Origin of the sequence: Ornithinibacillus gellani, from assembly GCF_003730295.1 — a bacterium.
Taxonomy (GTDB): Bacteria; Bacillota; Bacilli; order Bacillales; family Amphibacillaceae; genus Ornithinibacillus_A; species Ornithinibacillus_A gellani.
This window is the reverse complement of record NZ_QTSZ01000017.1, coordinates 343905-366836: the sequence shown is the minus strand read 5'-3', so window position 1 is coordinate 366836 and position 22932 is coordinate 343905. Positions and strand designations below refer to the sequence as shown.

20 protein-coding genes, 1 tRNA gene and 1 riboswitch are annotated in these 22932 nt (G+C 38.4%); of the genes, 11 read left to right on the top strand and 10 right to left on the bottom strand.

Annotated elements, in window-relative coordinates; genetic code table 11:
- Nucleotides 1–86: 86 nt before the first annotated feature.
- From DX933_RS05890 to DX933_RS05870, 5 genes are all read right to left on the bottom strand, one after another.
- Complete coding sequence (locus DX933_RS05890; protein ID WP_123315545.1) at nucleotides 87–512, bottom strand: GNAT family N-acetyltransferase; 426 nt, start codon at nucleotides 510–512, stop codon at nucleotides 87–89.
- The gene (locus DX933_RS05885; protein ID WP_123315544.1) at nucleotides 509–1027 is read right to left on the bottom strand and encodes a YjcG family protein; all 519 of its coding nucleotides are present in this window, start codon (nucleotides 1025–1027) and stop codon (nucleotides 509–511) included. Before DX933_RS05885 ends, DX933_RS05890 begins: the two co-directional genes overlap by 4 nt.
- 106 nt (nucleotides 1028–1133) lie before the next feature.
- A complete protein-coding gene (locus tag DX933_RS05880; protein ID WP_123315543.1) occupies nucleotides 1134–1859 on the bottom strand; it encodes an alpha/beta hydrolase in 726 nt (241 codons plus the stop codon).
- Nucleotides 1860–1981: 122 nt separating this feature from the next.
- Nucleotides 1982–3811 carry an ABC transporter ATP-binding protein gene (locus tag DX933_RS05875; protein WP_123315542.1) on the bottom strand — a complete coding sequence of 610 codons (1830 nt, stop codon included), beginning with the start codon at nucleotides 3809–3811 and terminating at the stop codon, nucleotides 1982–1984.
- A complete protein-coding gene (locus DX933_RS05870) occupies nucleotides 3801–5531 on the bottom strand; it encodes an ABC transporter ATP-binding protein (protein ID WP_123315541.1) in 1731 nt (576 codons plus the stop codon). Before DX933_RS05870 ends, DX933_RS05875 begins: the two co-directional genes overlap by 11 nt.
- A gap of 481 nt (nucleotides 5532–6012) precedes the next feature.
- Between DX933_RS05870 and DX933_RS05865 the strand changes: the two genes are divergently transcribed.
- From DX933_RS05865 to DX933_RS05835, 7 genes are all read left to right on the top strand, one after another.
- Nucleotides 6013–6576: an NADPH-dependent FMN reductase gene (locus DX933_RS05865; protein WP_123315540.1), complete on the top strand. Its 564-nt coding sequence runs from the start codon at nucleotides 6013–6015 to the stop codon at nucleotides 6574–6576.
- 156 nt (nucleotides 6577–6732) lie between these two features.
- Nucleotides 6733–7785, top strand: a complete 1053-nt coding sequence (locus tag DX933_RS05860; protein ID WP_123315539.1) for a C45 family autoproteolytic acyltransferase/hydolase — start codon at nucleotides 6733–6735, stop codon at nucleotides 7783–7785.
- Between the two features lie 97 nt (nucleotides 7786–7882).
- On the top strand, nucleotides 7883–8458 hold the full coding sequence (locus DX933_RS05855; protein ID WP_123315538.1) for a TetR/AcrR family transcriptional regulator: 576 nt from the start codon (nucleotides 7883–7885) through the stop codon (nucleotides 8456–8458).
- A 23-nt stretch (nucleotides 8459–8481) separates the two neighbouring features.
- Nucleotides 8482–9852 carry an MDR family MFS transporter gene (locus DX933_RS05850; RefSeq protein ID WP_123315537.1) on the top strand — a complete coding sequence of 457 codons (1371 nt, stop codon included), beginning with the start codon at nucleotides 8482–8484 and terminating at the stop codon, nucleotides 9850–9852.
- 130 nt (nucleotides 9853–9982) lie between these two features.
- Nucleotides 9983–10381, top strand: coding sequence for a (4Fe-4S)-binding protein (locus DX933_RS05845; RefSeq protein ID WP_123315536.1), 399 nt, complete (start codon nucleotides 9983–9985; stop codon nucleotides 10379–10381).
- A 15-nt stretch (nucleotides 10382–10396) separates the two neighbouring features.
- Nucleotides 10397–10675: a GNAT family N-acetyltransferase gene (locus tag DX933_RS05840; protein ID WP_123315535.1), complete on the top strand. Its 279-nt coding sequence runs from the start codon at nucleotides 10397–10399 to the stop codon at nucleotides 10673–10675.
- 12 nt (nucleotides 10676–10687) lie between these two features.
- The gene (locus tag DX933_RS05835) at nucleotides 10688–12034 is read left to right on the top strand and encodes an FAD-dependent oxidoreductase (RefSeq protein WP_123315534.1); all 1347 of its coding nucleotides are present in this window, start codon (nucleotides 10688–10690) and stop codon (nucleotides 12032–12034) included.
- Between the two features lie 207 nt (nucleotides 12035–12241).
- On the opposite strand, the gene DX933_RS05830 is transcribed toward DX933_RS05835, so the two are convergent.
- Both DX933_RS05830 and DX933_RS05825 read right to left on the bottom strand, forming a co-directional pair.
- Nucleotides 12242–12314: transfer RNA gene (locus DX933_RS05830), tRNA-Val, on the bottom strand.
- A gap of 140 nt (nucleotides 12315–12454) precedes the next feature.
- Nucleotides 12455–12781, bottom strand: coding sequence for a general stress protein (locus DX933_RS05825; RefSeq protein ID WP_123315533.1), 327 nt, complete (start codon nucleotides 12779–12781; stop codon nucleotides 12455–12457).
- A gap of 258 nt (nucleotides 12782–13039) precedes the next feature.
- Here DX933_RS05825 and DX933_RS18810 point away from each other — a divergent pair, with 258 nt between their 5' ends.
- The 4 genes from DX933_RS18810 (at nucleotide 13040) to DX933_RS05810 (ending at nucleotide 18640) form a co-directional block, all read left to right on the top strand.
- Complete coding sequence (locus tag DX933_RS18810; RefSeq protein ID WP_317843082.1) at nucleotides 13040–13657, top strand: magnesium transporter MgtE N-terminal domain-containing protein; 618 nt, start codon at nucleotides 13040–13042, stop codon at nucleotides 13655–13657.
- Nucleotides 13658–13674: 17 nt separating this feature from the next.
- Entirely contained in the window at nucleotides 13675–14400 is a 726-nt protein-coding gene (gene mgtE, locus DX933_RS18805; protein WP_317843081.1) for a magnesium transporter, read from the top strand.
- A gap of 359 nt (nucleotides 14401–14759) precedes the next feature.
- A complete protein-coding gene (locus tag DX933_RS05815) occupies nucleotides 14760–15371 on the top strand; it encodes a TetR/AcrR family transcriptional regulator (RefSeq protein WP_190279425.1) in 612 nt (203 codons plus the stop codon).
- Nucleotides 15372–15424: 53 nt separating this feature from the next.
- Nucleotides 15425–18640 (top strand): efflux RND transporter permease subunit, encoded by a 3216-nt coding sequence (locus tag DX933_RS05810; protein WP_123315633.1) that lies wholly within the window; start codon nucleotides 15425–15427, stop codon nucleotides 18638–18640.
- 43 nt (nucleotides 18641–18683) lie between these two features.
- On the opposite strand, the gene DX933_RS05805 is transcribed toward DX933_RS05810, so the two are convergent.
- From DX933_RS05805 to DX933_RS05795, 3 genes are all read right to left on the bottom strand, one after another.
- Nucleotides 18684–19640, bottom strand: coding sequence for an agmatinase family protein (locus DX933_RS05805; protein WP_123315531.1), 957 nt, complete (start codon nucleotides 19638–19640; stop codon nucleotides 18684–18686).
- A 46-nt stretch (nucleotides 19641–19686) separates the two neighbouring features.
- On the bottom strand, nucleotides 19687–21192 hold the full coding sequence (putP, locus tag DX933_RS05800; protein ID WP_123315530.1) for a sodium/proline symporter PutP: 1506 nt from the start codon (nucleotides 21190–21192) through the stop codon (nucleotides 19687–19689).
- A 291-nt stretch (nucleotides 21193–21483) separates the two neighbouring features.
- Nucleotides 21484–22653 (bottom strand): MFS transporter, encoded by a 1170-nt coding sequence (locus tag DX933_RS05795; RefSeq protein WP_123315529.1) that lies wholly within the window; start codon nucleotides 22651–22653, stop codon nucleotides 21484–21486.
- 71 nt (nucleotides 22654–22724) lie between these two features.
- Nucleotides 22725–22824, bottom strand: a riboswitch (purine riboswitch).
- Nucleotides 22825–22932: the final 108 nt, after the last annotated feature.

Below are 22932 nucleotides of genomic sequence, written 5' to 3'. Positions count from 1 at the left end.
GGATCAATAGCCAGTAAAAGACCTGATTCGATCAACTAACAATCGGTGGAGGGAAGTGGAAAACCCCCACGGATTGAAGTTTCACTTTATTTTAACTGTTTAACCATGGTGACATGGGGAATTCCAGCATCCATGAACTCCTCAGAAATCACTTCATAACCAAGCCGATGATAAAATTCGAGTGCATGTGTCTGCGCGTTCAATTTTGCAGTGGAGTAGCCGTTTTCTTTCAATTGTTCTTCCATACGTAAAATAATTTGTTTACCAAAGGATTGTCCACGTTGTTCTGCGCGTACGCAAATTCGTTCCAGCTTGCCATAGGTGTCGACGAATCGAAGACGACTGGCAGCAACAGGAGTGTTGTCCACATAACCAACGAAATGAATGGCTTCCTTATCATGTTCGTCCATTTCCAATTCCACTGGCACATGCTGTTCTTTAACGAAAACGTCCATTCTTACTTGATAGGCTTGGTTTAATTCAGATGGAGTTTCGGCTATTCGAATAATCACAATACTTCCTTACCAAAGACAAAGGATTCGTAAACGGTCCAAGACCCATTGTCTAATTGATATAATAATTGAAAACGGTCTACAGTATCTTCAAATTGCAATTTTTTCATTTTTAAGCTGCCAAGCACATCTGAATACTCATCTTCTACTAGCTTTTGAGCAATGGTAATATGAGGAACAAATGGATGCTCCATTTCAGATGGGAATTTACCAGTGTACATTTTCTCGACCAGCTCTTCCAATGCTTGATTAGGCTCGACTTTTAAATAAATGGTATTTGTAACAGGAGCAAAGGTGCTCACTTTTTCAATCGCAATTGTAAAAGGATCTGTTTCATTGGCAATTTTTTTAAGCTCAATGACTAACTCATCTATTTTTTCCTGGTCCACTTGAAACGATTCTTTTAATGTGATGTGTGGCGGAATTAACGCATAATGCGGGTCATATCTTTTCCGATAAGAATTTGCTTCATCCTGAATTTGTTTTGACGGAAAAACAGCAATACCATATTTCATTTTATAAAACCTCCTGGAATATTTTTCTTTCAAACGGTTGCGGTTCCTGGTGTGATTGAAATTAAATATGGCAGCAGGGGACTCCTGCTAGTTGAAGCGTATGTTTTTAACCAAACATAGTTGTTAATACTTCCGACATTTCATTTTGCCAATATTTCCACGTGTGTTCTCCTTGTTCCAATTCCTTGTAATGGTATGTGATTGGAAGCTGTTTTAACTCCTCATGCAGACGTCGATTGGGCTCTAAAAAATCCAAAATAGCTCCATCTGTTACTTTAACTGCCGTTTCCGAAGTACCAATACTGTGATAAACATCCAATGCAGGAATATTGCTGGCATTTGCTACTGCTTCTAATACAAGATCATCTACGTATGGTGACTGCATCACTACCCGTCCAAATATATTTGGATATCGCAGCGCAGTCATTAAAGCGAGTGTTCCAGCTAAAGAATCTCCCATTAATGTACGGGCTTGTCCCATTTGATAGGTTGGGAGCGTATCATCCAAGAATGGGATAACTTCATGAGCCAGAAACTTCATATATGCTGGCTGTTGCTCACCGGCTGGATGATATTTTTTTCGACGGTCAAATCTATCCTCATAATGAATACCAACAAAAATTGTATTTTCAATTTCTCCATCATCATGCAGTTCATCACTCTTCGTTGCAACGCGCCCCATTTGAAAGTAATCATTTCCATCTTGCATGATACAAACATGATACTTATACAAAGGGGTGAAGAATTCCGGCAGATACAATTTCAGTGTCATCGTTTCTTGTAAATACTTGCTGTCTATATGTTTTTCCAGCATCTTGCCTTTTCTACCCAAATACTACACCTCTATCCAATATGGATTCCCTCTTTTTTTATAACGTAAACTATTCCCTTTTATTTTATCATTAGTTATTTTAATATTCCATAGGGCAAAGGAACTTCCGTCCACCTACTAAGCTATATGGCCATTATTTCTTGGAGCTGGCCGTTGTATAAATCGTAGTAACGTCCTTTTTGCCTCATTAATTCATCGTGATTGCCTTGTTCCATTATTTCACCATGCTCCAGCAGAATAATTGCATCCGCTTCTTGAATTGTATTAAGTCGATGAGCAATAATAAAGCTTGTTCTACCTTTCATCAACTGCTTTAAAGCCTCCTGTATTTTTACCTCTGTGATGGTGTCGATGTTACTCGTTGCTTCATCCAAAATAAGGATGGAGGGCTCAGCAATAAATGCTCTTGCAATGGTTAATAATTGTTTCTGTCCTTGGCTAATCCCACTGCCGGTTTGGTCTAAGATGGTGTCATAACCGTGTGGAAGATGACTGATAAATTCATGTGCATTTGCTTTCTTTGCTGCATCAATCACTTCTTCGTCGGTAGCGTCCAAGCGACCATAACGAATGTTTTCTCGAATGGTATCGTGAAATAAAAAAGAATCCTGCAGCACAAACGCCATATGTGAACGTAGGCTGGAGCGTTTAATGTCTTTGATATCGATACCGTCCAAGGTGATTTTTCCTACATCATAATTATAAAAACGAGAAATCAAATTAATAATGGTCGTTTTCCCAGCACCAGTGTGACCGACAAATGCAACCGACTCACCAGGACTTACATCGAAGCTAATCCCTTTTAATATCGGTGTTTCCTCATATCCGAATCGGACCTCTTGAAAAGAAAACTTTCCATTTGTAGTTGCTAATTCCTTCGCTGTTTGTTCATCCATTTCTTCCTCTTCTTCATCCATTACCGCAAAAACACGTTCTGCCCCTGCGACAGCTGAAAGGATAATGTTGAACTGATTCGATAGTTCATTAAGGGGTCGTGTGAATTGACGTGCCAATTCAGCGAAAATAACGATTACACCTACTGTGACTGTACTGGTATCGCTAATTGCCAGTAACCCGCCTACCAAAGCAATCAGGGCAAAGCTAACAAAATTAAGCATGTTCATTACTTTAGGGATGTATCCGGAAATAGTTAGTGACCAAAAACCAGAACGGCGTAGATTTTGGTTTCTTTCCCTAAACGCTTCAATGACGCGTTCTTCTTGTGAGAAGGTTTTTATGACGTGTTGACCAGAAACAGTTTCTTCCACATAACCATTTAATTCTCCAAGATCACGCTGCTGCAGTTTATATAGTGGCCCCGTACGTTTTGTGATCCAGCGCATGCCAAGAAACATAATCGGTATAATCGACATCGTAACAACGGTTAAAAGTGGACTTAAGTAAAGCATGACCAATACCGTTCCGACCAAGGTTAATAAACTGGAAAAGATTTGGATGACAGATTGGTTTAATGTATTGTTCACATTATCAATGTCGTTTGTAACTCGGCTCATCAGTTCTCCATGCTGACGTTTGTCAAAATAGGAAATTGGCAGGCGGTGAAAGTGATGGAACAAGTCAGAACGCAAAGAGTAGACTGTGTTTTGTGCAATCCCAACCATCCAAAAGTTTTGTAAAAAGATAGACATCGAGTGAATGAAATAAATGACAATTAACCAAATAAGAAGTATGCCAAGTCCGGCACTGGCCTTTGTCACAATATAATCATCAATCGCCATCCCAATCATATAAGGACCTAACAGACTTAATCCAGAGCTAATAACGACCATTAAGATGACAAGTGCGAGTTTGGCTTTTTCTCTCGCCAAATAAGACCAAATTCGTTTTACTGTTCCGGCTGTGTTTTTTGCCTTTGACTTTTTATCTGTATTAACAGAATCCAGTGGTATTTTTTCATATTGAAAAGGACGTTTTATTTGATTAATCAGCATGTGCATACTCCTTTCCAAATTGAGAAGCAATTATTTTTCGATATAAATCAGATGTTTCCAGTAATTCCTGGTGGGTACCGATTGCCAGTAATTTTCCATAATCAAGCAGCATGATTCGATCTGCGTTTAATGCAGTAGAGATTTTTTGTGTAATAATTAACATTGTTCCGGTATCTGTTCGAATCGCATCAAGTAAGCGTGCTTCTGTCGCAAGATCCAATGCGCTTGTACTATCATCCAGCATCAGTATTTTTGGCCTGCGAATTAATGCGCGTGCAATGGAGATCCTTTGTTTTTGACCACCGGATAAATTCACACCTTTTTGACCAATTTTTGTTTCATATTGGTCGGGCAAGCTCATAATGGTATCGTGAATTTGGGCATCTTTTGCCGCCTGAATAATTTCTTCCTCCGTCGCATGGTCCTTTCCCCAGGCGATATTATCTTTGATAGCTCCGCTAAAAAGGAGAGGGTTTTGCGGAACGTAACCAATCCCTTTACGTAAATGCTCCAAAGTAAATGAAGCAATTGGCTTTCTATCAATCGTTATTTTTCCTTGATTAGCATCATATAGGCGTGGGATAAGCTGGAATAAAGATGACTTACCCGAGCCGGTCGCGCCAATAATAGCTAGCTTTTCTCCTGATTTAATATGGAAGGACAGCTGCTGCAGCACAGGAGTATCCGTATCTGGATAGATAAATGAGACATCCTGAAATTCGATTTCTCCATTGGCAATCTGCAGATTCTTTACCGCTGTTTTGTCATCGACAAGGTCAACTTTTTCTTCCAGTACATCTGACAGACGCTCTGCCGATGCTTTTGCACGAGAAAAGGCAAGAATGATAAATGTGAACATAGAGATTGCCATTGCGACACGCATCGCATAATTCACAATTGCGACAACATCCCCAACTTCAGTCGTACCTGCAACAGATTGCAAATTACCAAACCATAGAATAGAAATTAAGCTTAGGTTCATGATAAATAATAAAATTGGCATAGAAGCTTCAATAAATCGGAAAGTTGTTTGTGTAATGGTAGCTAAATCTCGATTTGCTACGGTAAATCTACTTTCTTCATGCTTTCGGCGTAAAAAAGCTTTAATTAGTCGCATTCCCGCCAGGTTTTCCTGCATGACCCGATTGACGTTGTCGACACTTTGTTGGACACGATCAAACATGTGGGTTGCTTTTTTTAGTACCCATAAAATAAAAATCACCAATAAAGGAACTGTAATAAGAAAAATAAGTGCTAATTTCACGTTAACGATAAAAGCCATGATGACACCGCCAATTACTAGAAACGGTGCTTTTATCATGATGCGCAGTGCCATAAATATCGTATTTTGAATTTGACGTACATCATTGGTAAATCTGGTAACAATCCCTGATGTTGGGAATTTATTTAAATTTGCAAATGAGAAGGCTTGTATTTTCTCAAATAGCTTTTCACGAATGTCAAAAGCAAAACCATTTGCCGTATGAGAGGCATAAAATGAATTAATAATTCCTGCAATAAATGATAAAAATGCGAGCCCAAGCATTATGCTGCCCCACATGACAATATTCTGCATATCTTTTTGTACAACACCATCATCAATCATGAGACCAAGAAAAAGTGGGAGCAACAGTTCAACAGTCAATTCAATAAAGGTAAGACTGTAGGCAATGGTAATGGGGATTTTATATGATTTTAGAAAGGTAAAAACTTTTTTCACAATGAACCTCCAGTATATTCTTAAAGATAAGACAATTTTCTCTTTATTATAATATTAAATAAAAAATATATCCAAGAAATTATTTCGGGAATAGAAATAATAGGATTGTTAATCACCTGTATTGGGCTTTATACATGGATAAAAAACGAGAATCGCTCACTTGTAAATCACATTTTTGCATTTTGATGTTTGCTTTTTTATCAATTGAGTGGTAAAGTCATTAGTGGAGTTGGGATGGGGCCAAAACACAGAATAGGTCTTTTTTTTATGATATCACTTGAGTAGTCAAATAATTTTCTGCAACATTGATTTGAAAGGGGGGATTTGTAGCAGTAACTAATAATAGCAAGGATTAACTGTAAGATGCGATTCTATATAGAAATTTAGATAAGGAAATAATCGCGATTGATTCCTCGAATTCGAGATACTGTATTTGATGAGGAATGTATCGTACGACTTTAAAAAAATAGGAGGAATTATGATGTTAAAAATAGGAATTATTATTGGTAGTACAAGACCAGGGCGCAACGGGGAGGCAGTTGCCAATTGGGTATTTGAGAAAGCAAAACAGAGAAATGATGCAGAATATGAAATTGTTGATATTGCAGATTACAATCTTCCATTATTAGATGAACCAATGCCAGCATCTTTAGGTCAATATACAAAGGAACATACGAAAAAGTGGTCCGAAAAGATTGCCAGCCTGGATGCTTTTATCGTAATAACAGCTGAATATAATCATGCACCAACCGGAGCGCTTAAAAATGCTATCGATTTTTTGCATCATGAATGGCATAATAAACCGGTAGGATTTGTAGCATATGGAAGTTCTTTAGGTGCCAGAGCTGTAGAGCATTTACGATTGATTTTTGCAGAATTACAAGTTCCAGGTGTTCGCGCACAGGTTGGCCTATCTGTATTCACAGATTTTAATTTTGCAAAAGGGGAATTCACTCCACAAGAAGCCATTCACGAACCAAATATGAATGCGATGTTTGAACAGCTTCATGCATGGGGCAATGCATTAAAGCCATTAAGAGATTAAATAAAGATAGAATTTGACAACAGGCTGGGAGGCAGATTTTGTACCCCAGCCTAATCCAAATCTGGCTTCATGAAAGCTGTTTAGTTGCAATTCGATTGGCTGATTGCTAAATTGATGATGGGTTGAAGGAGAAAACCCCAAATGAGGTGATTGTAATTGAAACAGTATTATAGCGATACAATCCAATTTAATGGGAATCACTATGATTTTGGTTTGATGCAAGGGGAGCTTTTAAAAAAATCACCTATCCTGGAGAATCGTAAAAAGCAATGGTCTAAATCCAGAAAGCGTCATTTCCATATAAATAAGCAGGAAGCCATCCAATTATTCTCCAACTTGATGCCAAGTATGCTGGATGAACTTCAAGGACTTGCAGATGCCTTAAACTGGTCGATTGAGGATGCATTAATCGAATTTGGCGGTTATTATGTTGATTATGAGCAAAGTGGATGTTCTATATTAACTGGTTCTAAATATTACATCCGTAACTATGACAGCCATCCCGGTTATTATGAAGGAAGGTATCTTATCTATCAACCAACAGATACAGGTTATGCTACAATCGGCCCTTCCATGCAAATAACAGGCCGAACCGATGGGATGAATGAAAAGGGGTTAGTTGTGGGCTATAACTTCATTAATAGAGTTGGTTCTGAAAATGGTTTTGTCTGTAATATGATTTGTCGTATCATTTTAGAAACCTGTGCCAATGTTCAAGAGGCCATTGTGATGCTAAAGAAGATTCCACACCGAACTTCATTTAGCTATGTACTTTTAGATCAGCTTGGTGAATCATATGTAGTTGAAGCCTCCCCAAGAAAAGTTGTGGCAAGAAAGGCAACGGTTAGCACCAATCATTTTGAATTATTAACAGAAGAAAATCGTTATCGTATGGATGACTCATTAAGAAGATGGAATACATTAAAAACAAATCAACGTCCAAATCTGGATGTAATTAAGGCTTATCGATTATTAAATGATCAGGAAAAAGAAATATTTTCTCATCAATATGATGCCTCAGCTGGAACGATACACACGTCAGCTTACCTACCAGTTGAAAAGAAGGCATTATTTGCCATTGGAAATAATCAATTGCCGGTTATTATTGACTTTAATCATCTATTACATGGGGGAAAAATGAATATTAAACAAATGAAGGGAAAGCTTCAATTCCATATTCCATTTGTTAATATGGAGAAACAAACATAAAATGACATACAAAATATAAAACCACTCTATTTATTTTTTTGCATCAAATGTTAGTTAGTAGTCACTAACATTTATGGTGAAACTGGAGGAATAGAACATGAACAAGACGTCAAATAAAATTCTTGAAGCAGCATTAAGGCTCATGGAAGAGAAGGGCTATCAATCCGTTTCCATCAAGGAAATAGCTGAGCACGCTCAGGTTAGTGAAATGACTGTATTCAGACACTTTAAAAATAAATTAGGATTATTTGAATCTGCCCTGGAAAAATATTCATATATCCCGCATTTTGAGAAGAGTTTTACAACGGATATCGTTTGGGATTTACAAACAGATTTGACCCATATTGCTGAGGCCTATTTCCATTTGATGAATCAAAATAAGTCTATCTTTTTGATTGCGATTCAGGAAAGAAATCACTTTCCCGAACTACATGAAACAATTACAAAACATACATTAAAGCTGAAAAAGTTAATCGTGTCATACTTTAAATCGATGCAAGAGAGAAATCAAATGAAAGAAACAGATGTAGAGGCACAAGCAATTATTTTTTTGACAACTTTATTTGGTTTCTTTTCTTCGACAGCTTTATGGGAATCCCATTTCCTGCATGAATGGAAAGAATCTTTTCTAATAAACACAATAGAATTATTTTGTGACAGTTTAAAACAATAAGCACGATGACAGGGGTTAAAAAAATGAAACAGCAGACATATAAACGAAATCTGATTGTGGGGATATTACTATCTGCATCTTTCGTTACTATTTTGAACCAGACGTTGATTATTATTGCGATACCACCAATCATGGGGGACTTTCAAATTAATCCAAGTAGTGCCCAGTGGTTGACAACAGCCTTTATATTAACAAACGGAATATTAATACCAATTACTGCATTTTTCATCGAAAAATTCTCAAGTAAACACTTATTAATTACGGCATTAAGTGTCTTTTCGCTTGGAACATTCTTAGGAGGGGTTGCACCTAACTTTTCCATATTACTTCTTGCAAGGGTAATCCAAGCGGTAGGAGCTGGGATTATGATGCCATTAATGCAGACGGTAATGCTCACTCTTTTCCCACCTGAAAAGCGCGGGTCTGCAATGGGGGTGGTTGGTCTTGTTACAGGCTTCGCACCTGCGATAGGCCCAACATTAGCTGGTTGGTTGATTGTCCATTATTCATGGCGATCCTTATTTTACACGGTTCTGCCAGTTGCCCTCATTGTTTTAATATTAGCCATATGCTTTATGAAAAATGTGACCGAACAAAAGCATGTGAAAATGGATTTTGCCTCCGTTGTTTTCTCAACCTTTGGATGGGGCGGGCTGTTATATGGATTTAGTATTGCGGGTACAACTGGCTGGTTAAGCACACAGGTTGTTTGTACAGTAAATATTGGTGCTGTGTCTTTAAGTATATTTATCATGAGACAGTTAAAATTAAAACAACCGATGTTAGAGTTTCGAGTATTTCAATCCCCTGTATTTGCTATTACAACCATTTTGTCTGTGCTGGTATTTGCCATTATGGTGGGTACACAAACATTACTACCCATTTATGCACAAGATATCGCTGGATTTACTGCATTAGAATCTGGATTCATGTTGCTGCCGGGTGCACTTATCATGGGCTTTATGTCTCCAATTACTGGTAGGATATTTGATAAATTTGGTGGTAGATGGCTATCTATTATCGGATTTACCTTTATTACAGCATCTTTATTACTATATTCAAATTTGGCTCTCGAAACTTCTATCATCTGGATTGCAACGATATTCTTCATAATGATGGTCGGCATTTCAATGATGATGATGCCATTGATGACAGCTGGAATCAATGATTTACCTAACCATCTTATTGCACATGGTACAGCCATGAATAATACCATTCGAATGGTAGGCGGATCTATTGGTACTGCCATACTTGTGTCGGTAATGAGTCATGCTTCTTTAGACCAGTCTAGCGAAACCTCCATCGAAGGAATTCAACAAGCTTTTATCATTGCAACGATCGTAGGAGCAGTCGGAATGATCTTATCACTTCGTCTAAAAAGTAAAAAAGAGTAGCTAATGAAAAAAGGGTAGTTGGCTGAAGATTAAGTAACATTGCAATACTGAATACTGTTTCAAGATGTAGTATATAGGGAAAGAAAAAATACACAGATTTAAAAATAATGAAAAAGGAGGTGGAAATAAAATGGGGTTTAAAACATATACAGGGAAAAAAATAGATGTTCAATTTGATTCAGAACGTTGTGTTCATGCTGCAGAGTGTGTGAATGGCTTACCAGAGGTGTTCGATGTAAAAAAACGTCCATGGATTTCACCAGATAATGAAAATGCGGCTCGGATTGCAGATGTTGTGGAGCGATGTCCAAGTGGCGCATTACAATATGTAAGAAAAGATAATGGGGACAAAGAAGCTCCGAATATCCCAACAACGGTGCATGTCGAGCCGAAAGGTAAAATGTATGTACGTGGAGATCTGCAAATTACAAATGAGGCTGAAAGTATCCATGCGACACGTGTCATTCTTTGTGGGTGTGGGAAAACTGGGAACTATCCATTTTGTGATAATAATGAAGCTTGTCGATAAGAGGAGGAGCGCTATATGTATGAGATAAAACACGCTGAACGTAAATTTTATATTGGTGATCATGAAGATGAAACGTTGGCTGAGATTACCTATGTTGAGGTAGGATCTAACCAGTTGATCATTGATCATACTGGGGTTTCAGATGCGTTACGTGGTGAAGGAATTGCTGGAAAACTTGTCAGACATGTTGTTGATTTTGCCCGCAAAGAAAATAAGAAAATAATCCCCTTATGTCCATTTGCGAAAGGCTATATCGAAAAGCATCCAGAATTACAGGATGTTGTGAAGAAATAAGGAGGATACACCTTGAAATATGTCATAATTGGTGGAGACGCAGCTGGTATGAGTGCGGCAATGCAAATCTTAAAGTATGATCATACTGCGGCAATCACTACATTAGAGAAAACGGGCATATATTCTTATGCCCAATGTGGCTTACCATATGCGATAAGCGGAATTGTCTCCGATTCTGAAGAGCTAATGATGCGCAGTCGTCACGTGTTTCAAAATAAATATGGGATAGATGCGAGAGTATTCCATCATGTGAAAAGCATTGATACACTTAAAAAACAGGTATCAGGATTACATACAAATAGCACACAAGCATTTACACTTGATTACGATAAATTATTGATAGCTACTGGTGCAGATCCATTTGTTCCAAATTGGCCGGGTGTAGATTTAAAAGGTGTTCATACGTTAAAAACAATCCCTGATGCAAACGTAATCATGGAGCAATTGGAAAATAATGTAAACGACATAACCATTGTTGGCGGTGGTTATATTGGTCTTGAAATGGCGGAGAGCTTCCGATTACTTGATAAACATGTTCGAATAATAAATCGTAGTGAACAGCTTGGTGGCTTTCTAGACCCGGAATTGTCATCATATATTCTTAATGAAGCGAAGAAGAATGATATAGTTGTTCATCTGAATGAAAATATCATGTCTATTGCAGGGGAAGACCGGGTAACTGCGATCCATACGAATAAAGGCAAGTACAAGACGGATCTCGTATTAGTTGCAACAGGAATACGTCCCAATACCAATTTGTTGAAGAACACTGCTGTTCAGACAGCCGGCAATGGTGCAATTATCGTGAATGAATTTATGGAAACGAATGTAAAGGATATTTATGCAGCAGGCGATTGCGCTACGCAGTATCATCTGGTGAAGGAAAAAGATGATTATATTCCGCTTGGAACAAATGCGAATAAACAAGGTCGAATTGCTGGCATGAATATGGCAGGAGAAATACGTGCCTTTAAAGGTATTGTTGGGACCTCCATATTAAGGTTTATGAATTTAAGTATAGGCAGAACGGGTTTATCTGCTAAAGATGTCGAAAAGCTGGATGTACCTTATGCATCTGTAACGGTGGAGGGAAAGCATATCGCAAGCTACTATCCTAATGCCGAAGAAATTATCGTTAAGCTTACTTATCGCCCTGATAATTTATTATTATTAGGCGGACAGGTTATAGGGAAGAAGGGCATTGATAAACGAATTGACGTACTTGCAACAGCTCTATTCAATCAGATGACCATCATGGAACTGGAAGACCTTGATCTTAGTTATGCACCACCATATAATGGTACCTGGGATCCGATTCAGCGCGCCGCTCGAAAAGCGATGCGCAATGTGGAAACATAAACACATCCTAAATGGTTTAACTATTATATTCCATATGAAAAAGCCAATGAAGCGAAATTATCATTGGCCTTTATTTTTGTCCATAAATGCTGTCCAAACGTCGGTGTGTGGTATTTTTGGTACATTTTTGGTACATTTACGATTTTTGAGGACAGGTTAATAAAACAAAAAACGCTCAGTCTCTAATAGACTAAGCATTTTTTGTAGTGATTCCGATTGGGCTCGAACCAACGACCTCTACCCTGTCAAGGTAGCGCTCTCCCAGCTGAGCTACGGAATCAAATGACATATGTACAACAATTAATACTATATATAATTAATTGGAATCTGTCAATCAAATTTTCATAGCGGATTAGTAACATATGAATCTTTATGAGAAAAAAGAAAAACAGGAGGGAAATATCCTCCTGTTTGAGTTATTTATTCATTTGTAATAATCAATAGTATTTTCCCGTGATCCAATTTTTCCTCAAATTCATTTGCTTCCGTTTGAGAAAAACCTAGCTGTTTAAACTTTTCACGCAGCTCGTCTCCCTTTTTACGGAATATATTACCTACAGCTGTTCCGAGTCCTTCTTCGTTGATGCCTACTGTATTGGCATCGACATTATCAGCAACTCTTTCGGTTCGGTCATCATCATGTGAAATGACATACAGATTGTCTTTTGAAATCCCTTTTTGCGATTGTAGTTTGACCTCGTTCATTAATGATACATCATCTTGAAATTCTTTTACGGTTGGTTTCAAAGTAACCCTCCTAGTTAATGTGTGTGTAATGAACCGTACTATTAGTAATACCCGATTGAATAATTATTAAACGAGAAAAATGGTTGGGCTGTCATTGAAAATAGGTTACGTGTTGCTTTTACTATGTACCGAATACATACACTTCCCGCAATCATGTCATTTAATTTGGAAGTTATCAAACAGATAGGTAAGATAAGGGCTAGGCTAGTTCACATGAACAATTGGACAATGAAAATGCTGGCGAAGGAGGTACTTTCAATGATAAGACTAAATGACAAAACGAAGGAGCAGTATGCAAAGGTTATTTGGACAGCTATTCAAGCGGAAGCAATGCTTGATTTCAGACAAACCTTTATGGCATTACATCCATCGGATCAGGTGGATATCTTTCTTCTATTAGGACCAAAAGACAGGCAAACGGTGTATGCATACTTGTCGCCAAAAGAAATGGCTGTTTTATTTGGTGGTTTTAAATTTGCAAAACAAAAACTATATTTTGATGAAATGGATGAGCTATATGCTTCTACAATGCTTCATCACATGTTTACAGATGACATTGTCCATTTTTTATCAAAAATTGGTAAAGAGCGCTCCGACCATATATTAAAACAAATACCAACAGCTAAAGCGAAAAAGATTCAGCAGCTGCTTTCCTATGAAAAGGAAACGGCAGGCGCCATTATGACAAAAGAGTTAATCAGTATTTCAAGTACGGAAACAGTTACAGATGTTTTGAATATGCTGAGAGACGAAGCGCCAGATGCTGAAATTGTTTATTATTTATATGTTCTTGATGAAGACGGCAAGTTGGTTGGGGTTGTTTCTTTAAGGGATTTGATTATTGCCAACCCAATGTACGCATGGAAGAGATTATGAGTAGGAGAGTTATATCTGTGCCTGATGTGATGGATCAGGAAGAAGTTGGTAAAGTGATCCAAAAATATGATTTACTTGCTGTGCCGGTCGTTTCCAAGCAAAATCATTTATTAGGGATTGTTACGGTTGATGATATGATGGATATTTTAGAAGCGGAAACAACCGAGGACTTTGGAGAAATATCTGCTACGAAAGGTGCTACAGATATTCATATTGGTTCTTTTTCAGCAGCCAAAAAACGATCTCCTTGGATTATTGCGCTTATGTTTTTCGGTTTACTTACCGGTGGAATTATTGGGAGATTTGAAGACACATTAGAGTCAGTTGTTTTGTTGGCAGCATTTATTCCAATGATTATGGATTCAGCAGGAAATGTGGGTACTCAATCACTTGCGGTTTCCGTACGTGGTTTGGCACTCGGTACTATAGAAAAAAATAGTGTGTTCAAAATCATTCGGAGAGAACTTGGAACAGGCATATGGATGGGGCTTGCATGTATGATTATTATTACGATTATCATTTCCTTATTATATCAACATCCTGCGCTTGGATTGATTGTTGGAGTTTCTATTTTTTGCACCTTAAGTGCATCTGCTGTTATTGGTGCAGTTGTTCCATTGCTTATTCATAAATTAAAATTTGATCCTGCCATTGCTTCCGGACCATTTATTACGACATTGAATGATATTATTGGCTTACTTATCTATTTTACAATCGCAACAAGCTTTCTTCATTTATTATAATTTTTAAGTAAATAATAAACCGAATGAACTAGCTGTACCAATGATTGGTGCAGCTATTTCATTTTGGTTTTATGACCAAAGATTTGTGAAGTATATTAAAAAAAGTGGCATGACGTCATAAAGTGAAACTTCAATCAGTGGGGTTCGTACTTCCCCCACTGATTGTTAGTTGAACCAATCAGGCCTTTACTGGCTGTTGCCCCCCATACAATTCTAGTTATAAACAAAATACTTGAAGTGGGGGCTACAGCCAGTTAATCCGTGATAAAATGCTTGACGTGTGACATCGCGTCATTTATACTTGCTAAAGTGTAATAAGTAACACCGTGTCATATAGTCGAAAAAGGGGGAAAGATGAAGTGCCCAAGCAAACATTTTTTAACCTGCCAGAAGAAAAAAAGGCTACTTTAATTCGGGCAGCAAGGAAAGAGTTTTCTCGTGTTCCATTAAATGATGCATTAATAGCAAATATTGTAAAGGAAGCTGGCGTTTCTCGTGGAAGCTTCTATCAATATTTTGAGGATAAGGACGATTTATACTTTTATTTATTAGATAAAAATACAGAAGATCGTTGGGCTGTTTTTGTTTCGGAGTTAAAAAAACATGATGGTGACTTGTTTGCAGCAATGACGGGAATGTTTTATTCGACATTATCTTTAATTAATGAAAAAGATACAAGGGATTTCTATAGCAATATGTTTTTAAACATGAATTATAAGATTGAAAAAACATTTAAGCACACTGTCAAATTAGAGGAATTTAACAAACAAATGTCGAATGTTTTGCCTCTTATTCAAATTGAAGATTTACATGCTGCCAATAATGAGGAATTATTTCATATGCTACAGATTACAATGACGATTATGATACAGGCATTAATGTTAAAGTTCGCACAGGAATTATCGGATGAAGAAGTGGCCAAGCATTTTGAACTGCAGTTAAAGCTAGTGAAGCGTGGCTTTATAAAATGATGAAGCAGGATTCATCTATGAACAATAAACATAAAGTAGAAGGGGCGTAAATGTTGAAAAAGATTATCAATTTTTCTTTGAATAATAAATTAGCTATATGGATTTTATCGATTATCGTTATTTTTATGGGGATATATTCAGGACTGAATATGAAGCAAGAAGCAATCCCTGACATAACCTTGCCAAACTTATCTGTTGTTACTACATATCCCGGAGCGGCACCTGATGTAGTGGCGAAGGATGTTACGGAGCCTATTGAACAGCGTGTTCAAAATTTAAATGGTGTAGAGTTGTTCATGTCTTCCTCCTATGCCAACGCTTCCTCTGTCATGATTCAATTCGATTATGGTTCAGATATGGATAAAGCAACGACGGAAGTACAGGAAGCATTAGAAAACTTATCCTTGCCAGACTCAGCTTCAGATCCTGACGTCATGCGGATAAGCTTTAATGCAATGCCAGTCATGGCAGCGAGTATTTCTGATTCGGATCGCTCTTTAGAGGAGCTAACAGAACTAATTGAAAAGGAAGTTCTACCTTCACTGGAAGGAATTGATGGTTTAGCAGAAGCACAAATGGCTGGTCAGCAAATTCAAGAAGTATCTCTTACGTTTGATCAGAAGGCTTTAGCTGAACACGGATTAACAGAGGATACAGTAGAGCAGCTTATACAAGGATCTAGCGTTACGTTTCCACTCGGTTTAACTGCCTTTGATAAATCAGAAAAAAATGTCGTGATTGACAATGATATTGTATCTTTAGAAGACTTGAAAAATGTTCAAATTCCATATACACCGCAAATGCCGGAGCTTCCAGATGGGGCAATGAATCCTGGTATGGGTAATCAAGGAAATGGTGGGGACATGCCGACTGAAGGGGAGAACCCTGCAGAAAGCCAATTACCAACAGAAGGTGATATGTCAAGTGATCAAATGGCACAAGCTGAAATGGGTGTACCTACTGTAAAGTTAGGTGATCTTGCTAAGATTGAAATGGTGAAAAAAGCACCATCTATTTCAAGAACCAACGGGGAAGAGTCCATTGGATTACAAATTGTAAAAGCACCACAGGCTAACACAGTTGAAGTGGTTAACAAAGTTAAAGATGTGCTGGATGATTTCGAATCAGACTTTGGATTTACAGCAACCACTACCTTTGACCAGGCAGAACCGATTGAAGCTTCTGTTAGTTTGATGGTCGAAAAGGCTATATTTGGAATTGTCTTTGCAGTCATCGTTATTTTACTGTTCTTGAGAAACTTCAGAACGACGGTTATATCGATCGTGTCGATTCCGTTATCATTGTTGATGGCGATATTCTTCTTACACCAAATGGATATCACCTTAAATATTTTAACATTGGGTGCATTAACAGTTGCAATTGGCCGGGTAATTGATGATTCCATTGTTGTTATGGAAAATATTTACCGAAGAATGTCATTGCCAGATGAGAAATTACAAGGAAAAGAATTAATCCGTGAAGCAACGAGACAAATGTTTATTCCCATTTTCTCTTCAACGGTCGTAACCATTGTCGTATTTTTACCTATTGCATTAGTCGGTGGTATGGTTGGAGAATTGTTCTTACCTTTTGCACTGGCAATTGTATTTGCCTTAGCAGCATCCCTCATTGTGGCAGTAACAATTGTCCCAATGCTTTCACACTCCTTGTTCAAAAAGAGATTGGTTGCAAAAACAAATGGGGAACAGTTGAAACAAGAAAAGAAAGAAAGCAAATTAGCGAACTTTTATAAAGGGATTCTAGAATGGTCCTTAAATCATAAAATCATTGTTTTTGGATCTGCAACAATTGTTTTAGTAGCAAGCTTGTTTCTTATCCCGGTTATTGGCGCAAGTTTCCTTCCAGATGAAGAAGAGAAGATGATGATTGCAACATACAGCCCAGAACCTGGTCAAACGAGAGCACAAGCAGAGGAAGTAGCGCTTGAAGCAGAATCCCTTCTTAATAACCGTGATGGTGTTGAGATGTATCAGTTCTCTCTTGGGGAAGATAGCATGATGGGCATGGGCGCCATGATGGGGATAAATGAAAACTCCGCCTTGTTTTTTATTAAATACGAGGATGATTTTAAGAATTTCTCTGAAGAAAGTAAACTTTTAATTGAAGATTTGAACCAAGATACCGAAAGAGGAGATTGGGGCAGCCTTGATTTTTCCGGTATGAGCAGTGGCTTGGAGCTAAATGTATTTGGGAATAATGTAGAGGATATTCAGGCCGCAATGGATGAAATCATTCCTGCTATCGAAAAAAATAAAGACCTGGATCAAGTAGAATCAAGTCTAACGGAAGCGTATGATCAATACACACTTGTTGCTGACCAAAAGAAATTGAGTGAGCAAGGGTTGACCGCTGCACAAATTGGGATGGCTCTAAGTGATAATCAAGCGAATGAAGCCCTTACAACGGTGAAACATGATGGGGCAGATGTTGATGTATTTGTGGAAGTTGAAAAAAACTCCTATAAAACCATCGATGATTTAACAAAAATAGAAATAGATACACCGCTTGGCACAAAGGTTAAAATCGCCGATGTTGTTGAAGTGAAGGAAGGGAAATCTCCTGAAACGATTGAACGTCTAGATGGAAAAATGTATGCCAGTGTAACGGCAGATATTAATTCCAAAGACGCAGCTGGTGTATCCAGTACTGTTGATAAAGCGATAGAAAAACTTGATCTACCTGCTGGTGTGAAAGTAGAATTCGGTGGTGTTACGGAACAGATTGAAGAGGCATTTACCCAATTAGGAGTTGCAATGGTAGCTGCAATTGCGATTGTCTACTTTGTCCTTGTCGTAACCTTTAGTGGTGGTTTAGCACCATTTGCAATTCTTTTCTCACTACCGTTTACCGTGATTGGTAGTCTCGTCGCCTTGTGGATATTTGGTGAGCCAGTAAGTGTATCTGCCATGATTGGTGCTTTGATGCTAATTGGTATTGTCGTTACCAATGCGATTGTGTTGGTGGACCGTGTGATCCGTAATGAAAAAACTGGCATGGAAACACGAGCAGCTATATTAGAAGCTGGTGGTACCCGGTTACGTCCAATCTTAATGACTGCACTAGCTACAATCGGGGCATTATCTCCATTATTATTTGGGATGGAAGATGGTGGCGGATTAATTTCGAAGGGCTTGGCTATCACCGTTATTGGTGGATTGGTAAGCTCGACGTTATTAACCCTTGTTATTGTACCAATCGTATATGAAGTAATTGGTAGACCGCGTAAAAAGAATAAGCAGTTAGATTAATTCATTCTACACGTATCAAAAAAACGAGCGCTGATAATCAAAGTCAGCGCTCGTTTTCTTTTTGGGATAAATTGATGACATTTCCAGCTAAAGCATAAAGTACTGCATAGGTGACGAAATGAGAGGATTGATGATTTCTGTCCTGTGGAGGATATACCTCTACAAAATCCATTCCGTTAATACCGCGTTTGGCAAATTCATGTACCAACTCCAGCAGTTCAAAGGAAGTAAGCCCATTGCCATCGACTGGTCCACCAGGATTAAAAGCAAAATCCAGTACATCACTACAAATAGATAAATAAACGACTTCTGTATCTTCTTTTGCCATCTGATAGGCAACACGTGCAATATCCGAAATGGATTTTGCTTGGCGAATATCGCGAATGGTAATCGTTTTTGCGCCAGCTTCCATTGCGTATTTCCCAGTTTCCGGTTTATTCCTAGGGCCATGTATCCCCATATGAACGATACTTTCATTTCGAACGGATTCGCATTCATATAATCGATGAAATGGTGTGTTTCTAGCATAGCGTTCTCCTTGGTAATCAGGGTGATTATCGTAATGGGCATCCAAATGAATGATCCCGATTTTACCGTTTGTTTGTTTACCGAGTGCTTTTACGATGGGATAGGTGATACTATGGTCACCACCAAAAATAACTGGAAATTTCTTCGTTTTCCATACTTGATAGGCAAATGCTTCAATTCGTTCCATCGTTTCCACAGCATTTGCTGCCACGACATCGACATCACCTAGATCCCCAAGTTTATAATGCTCCAATACATCAATATGTCCCAGCTCTGGCAGATACCCCGAATAACGGGCAGAATGTAGACGGATCGATTTTGGCCCTAACTCACATCCAGTGTAATCTCCCCAAGTGACAGCACCTTCCCAGGGAACCCCGAAAATAAGGACATCATATGCATCACTATTCAACCAATCAGCTCTCTTACTATTTAAAAAACAGGGAGTATTCCCATACAACGTGTTTTCCAATACAATCTCTCCTTGCCTATTTTTCAAATTCGTAGTTTCTATCCTATCAGGAACGGATTTTATCTATCACTTTATCATACTCGTTTAAAATGTCCTCGGAAGGCTGTTTGCTAATGAGACTAAATAGAATAATTGCTAAACTGGAGAGAATGAAACCAGGTACCATTTCATACAATTCCGATCCAGTGAAGGGCCAGATGAAGATGGTTAGGCCACCAACAATGATTCCAGCCAGTATGCCGTTTCGGGTAGTTCTACGCCAAAATAATGAAAATAAGATTGCTGGTCCAAAGGTTGCGCCAAACCCTGCCCATGCATAGGACACAAGTTCCAGTACGGAACTGGATTCATTCCAAGCTAGTAATAAAGCAATAATGGCTATTAATAGTACCGAAAAACGACCGACCCATACCAATTCCTTTTCACTCGCATGCTTTCGAAAATACCTGCGATAAAAATCCTCTGATAGTGCACTGGAGGATACAAGCAACTGAGAATCTACTGTACTCATAATTGCTGCCAATACGGCTGCAAGTAATATCCCCGCAATCCAAGGATTATAAACAATTTGTACAAGTTGAATATATACTTGCTCAGCATCTGCCAAAGGTTTATCTAATGTAACAATACCAATCATACCGACGATTAAAGCAGCATATAACGGTATAACCAAACCAAGAGACACATTGATTAGTCGTGCTTTTGGAATCTGTTTATGAGACCGTATAGCCATAAACCGTGCTAAAATATGTGGTTGGCCAAAATATCCTAGTCCCCACGCTAACGCAGAAATAATGCCTACCACACCGATTGGACCAGCTGCCTGCCATAGTATGCTATTTGGTTCGTCATATCGTGTATCTGCGAATGCATCAATGAGGCTTGGGCTAATGGATCCCAGCTGATTAAATAATGCACCGAATCCGCCAATGTAAATTAGTCCATAAATCGCTGTAAACGCTAGTGCGATGGTCATCAATAAACCTTGAATCAGGTCCGTATAACTAACCGCCAAAAAACCGCCGAGAAAGGTATATGTGACAATGATAAGTGCTCCAATAATGAGTGAGGTATGATAATCTGCTGCAAATGTTCCTTGAAAAAGCTTTGCACCGGCGACAAGTCCTGACGCGGTATAGAAAAGAAAGAAGGCTAAAATAAATACTGCAGAAATAACACGAAGTAAATGGGATTGGTCACGGTATCTATTTTCAAAAAACTGTGGCAATGTAATAGAATCCTGGGTAAATTCCGTATAAATTCGAAGTCTTTTCGCAATGTATTGCCAATTGATAACTGCACCTATGGCTAAGCCAATTGCAATCCATAGGCTCCATGTACCTAATCCTGCAGCATAAGCCGCACCCGGCAGTCCAATGAGCAGCCAGCCACTAAAGTCGCTTGCAGATGCGGAGAAGGCGGTTACCCAGCTATTTAACGATCTGCCTCCCAATATATAATCGGATAATGTATGTGTCATTCGATAGGTAATCACACCGATGATAATCATCACCAGTAGATAGAGGATAAACGTGATCATCGTTGGACTCACGAATTATTTCTCCTTTCTGTGAAAAAAGTGATGGTTGCCCAAATAACCAACAAGGGCATTGGAATATAAAACCAGAAAAAGGTCCAGCCAGTTAAAGCATGCTCCAAAATCATCCCTCCTTGTAGAAAATCGGTGAGCTTGAAGTGATTTTCTATAGATTGTTATATGATATTCTGCTTAAAATGATTTATGAGAGGTTAGAAGGATAGAGGGAGGAATTCTTTTTTGGGTACAAAAAAACAGCACAGGATCCATGAAAATAAGTCCAAGTGCTGTTTGGTTTTATAAATGTTATTTGGATAATTCTAATTGCTTGGTATGTGTGGGAAGAGCGAGCGAGATAGCAGCAAAGACGAATGAAATGACGACAACGCTCGCCCCTGCTCCTGCTGTGCTTACGACAGAATTGGTATGCTCTAACACAGTACCACCAATACCCGAACCTAAAGCAATACCGATTTGAAGTGCCGAATTATTCAAGCTCTGATGAATGTCGGAAGAAGCAGGATCTGTCTCTATTAGATAGTTTTGGATGCCCGGGGCTAATGCCCAGCTTAATGCTCCCCACAACATCATTGCTGCTATGAAAAGTGTAAATGAAAAGGTGGTATATGGCAGGATGAATAGTACGATGGCAAACGAACTGATCACAATCATCATACTTTTAGGTGAGCCGATTCGATCAGCTAATGTTCCGCCGAGCGCTCCGCCACAGACCGCAGCTATGCCAAATAGGAAATAGCAAATACTTACCCAATACGAATTGAGCTGCAAGGTTGTTTCTAAAAATGGTGTGAAATAAGCATATACCGTATAATGTCCAGCTAGCATGAACATCATGGCTAGGTGCGCACCAACAATTTTAAAGTTAGCTAGCGATTTAAGCTGTGCCGACAATGGTAATATTTTATCAGATGGGATTGGTTCCAGAAATTTATAAATCATGAGGATGGAACCAATGGATAAAATAGCAATACCAAGAAATACTGTTCGCCAACCGAAGAAATTGGTAATGACAATACCAATTGGTACACCTAATACAAGGGAAGAACTAATTCCCATGTAAATGAAGCCAAGTGATTTTGCGCGATGCACGGGCTGTACTACCTTGGCAGTGATGGTGAGTGCTAGGACGATGACAAGTGCGGCACTCATCGCTGTAATCACCCGGGCGACCATCATGAATGTAAAGCTTGGGCTTAAATAAGTCATCATATTTCCTAAGAAAAATATGGTTAATGTAATCATAAACAGCTTTTTTCTTTCCATTTTTGCGGTGAGAGATAATAGCACTGGACCAGCAATTGCATAAACCAATGCAAATACCGTAATAAGCTGACCCGCCGAGCCAATGGAGACCTGTAAATCGGCCGCAATCTCCGGTAATATACCACCAACAATTAATTCTACTAACCCAACAGTGATGGCGGTTAATGCAAGTATTAGTACCTTGATATTCATAAGACCTTTCCTCCTGTTTTCTATCTATCTGCACAATCAAGATTATTTATTATTTTAGACATAAAAAAACCCCAACTACGGATTACTTGTGTAGTCAGGATTTAACGGTTCCTGGTAGAGACCCTCAAACCATATTATTGAGGTTATACATTTTACGAATTTATCTGATTCATTTACCGCTCTTTACTTTACCATACTCATTCTTATTTTCCAAGTGTTTTTTATACAATATGAAAGGATTTGCTGCAATGCGAGATTTAGATTTAGCTTAAGTCACCC

Coding starts and splice junctions, on each gene's coding strand:
- DX933_RS05885 (WP_123315544.1), bottom strand. CDS start 1,027: ATGAAATATGGTATTGCTGTTTTTCCGTCAAAACAAATTCAGGATGAA.
- DX933_RS05875 (WP_123315542.1), bottom strand. CDS start 3,811: ATGCTGATTAATCAAATAAAACGTCCTTTTCAATATGAAAAAATACCA.
- DX933_RS05865 (WP_123315540.1), top strand. CDS start 6,013: ATGTTAAAAATAGGAATTATTATTGGTAGTACAAGACCAGGGCGCAAC.
- DX933_RS05855 (WP_123315538.1), top strand. CDS start 7,883: ATGAACAAGACGTCAAATAAAATTCTTGAAGCAGCATTAAGGCTCATG.
- DX933_RS05850 (WP_123315537.1), top strand. CDS start 8,482: ATGAAACAGCAGACATATAAACGAAATCTGATTGTGGGGATATTACTA.
- DX933_RS05845 (WP_123315536.1), top strand. CDS start 9,983: ATGGGGTTTAAAACATATACAGGGAAAAAAATAGATGTTCAATTTGAT.
- DX933_RS05840 (WP_123315535.1), top strand. CDS start 10,397: ATGTATGAGATAAAACACGCTGAACGTAAATTTTATATTGGTGATCAT.
- DX933_RS18810 (WP_317843082.1), top strand. CDS start 13,040: ATGATAAGACTAAATGACAAAACGAAGGAGCAGTATGCAAAGGTTATT.
- DX933_RS05795 (WP_123315529.1), bottom strand. CDS start 22,653: ATGAATATCAAGGTACTAATACTTGCATTAACCGCCATCACTGTTGGG.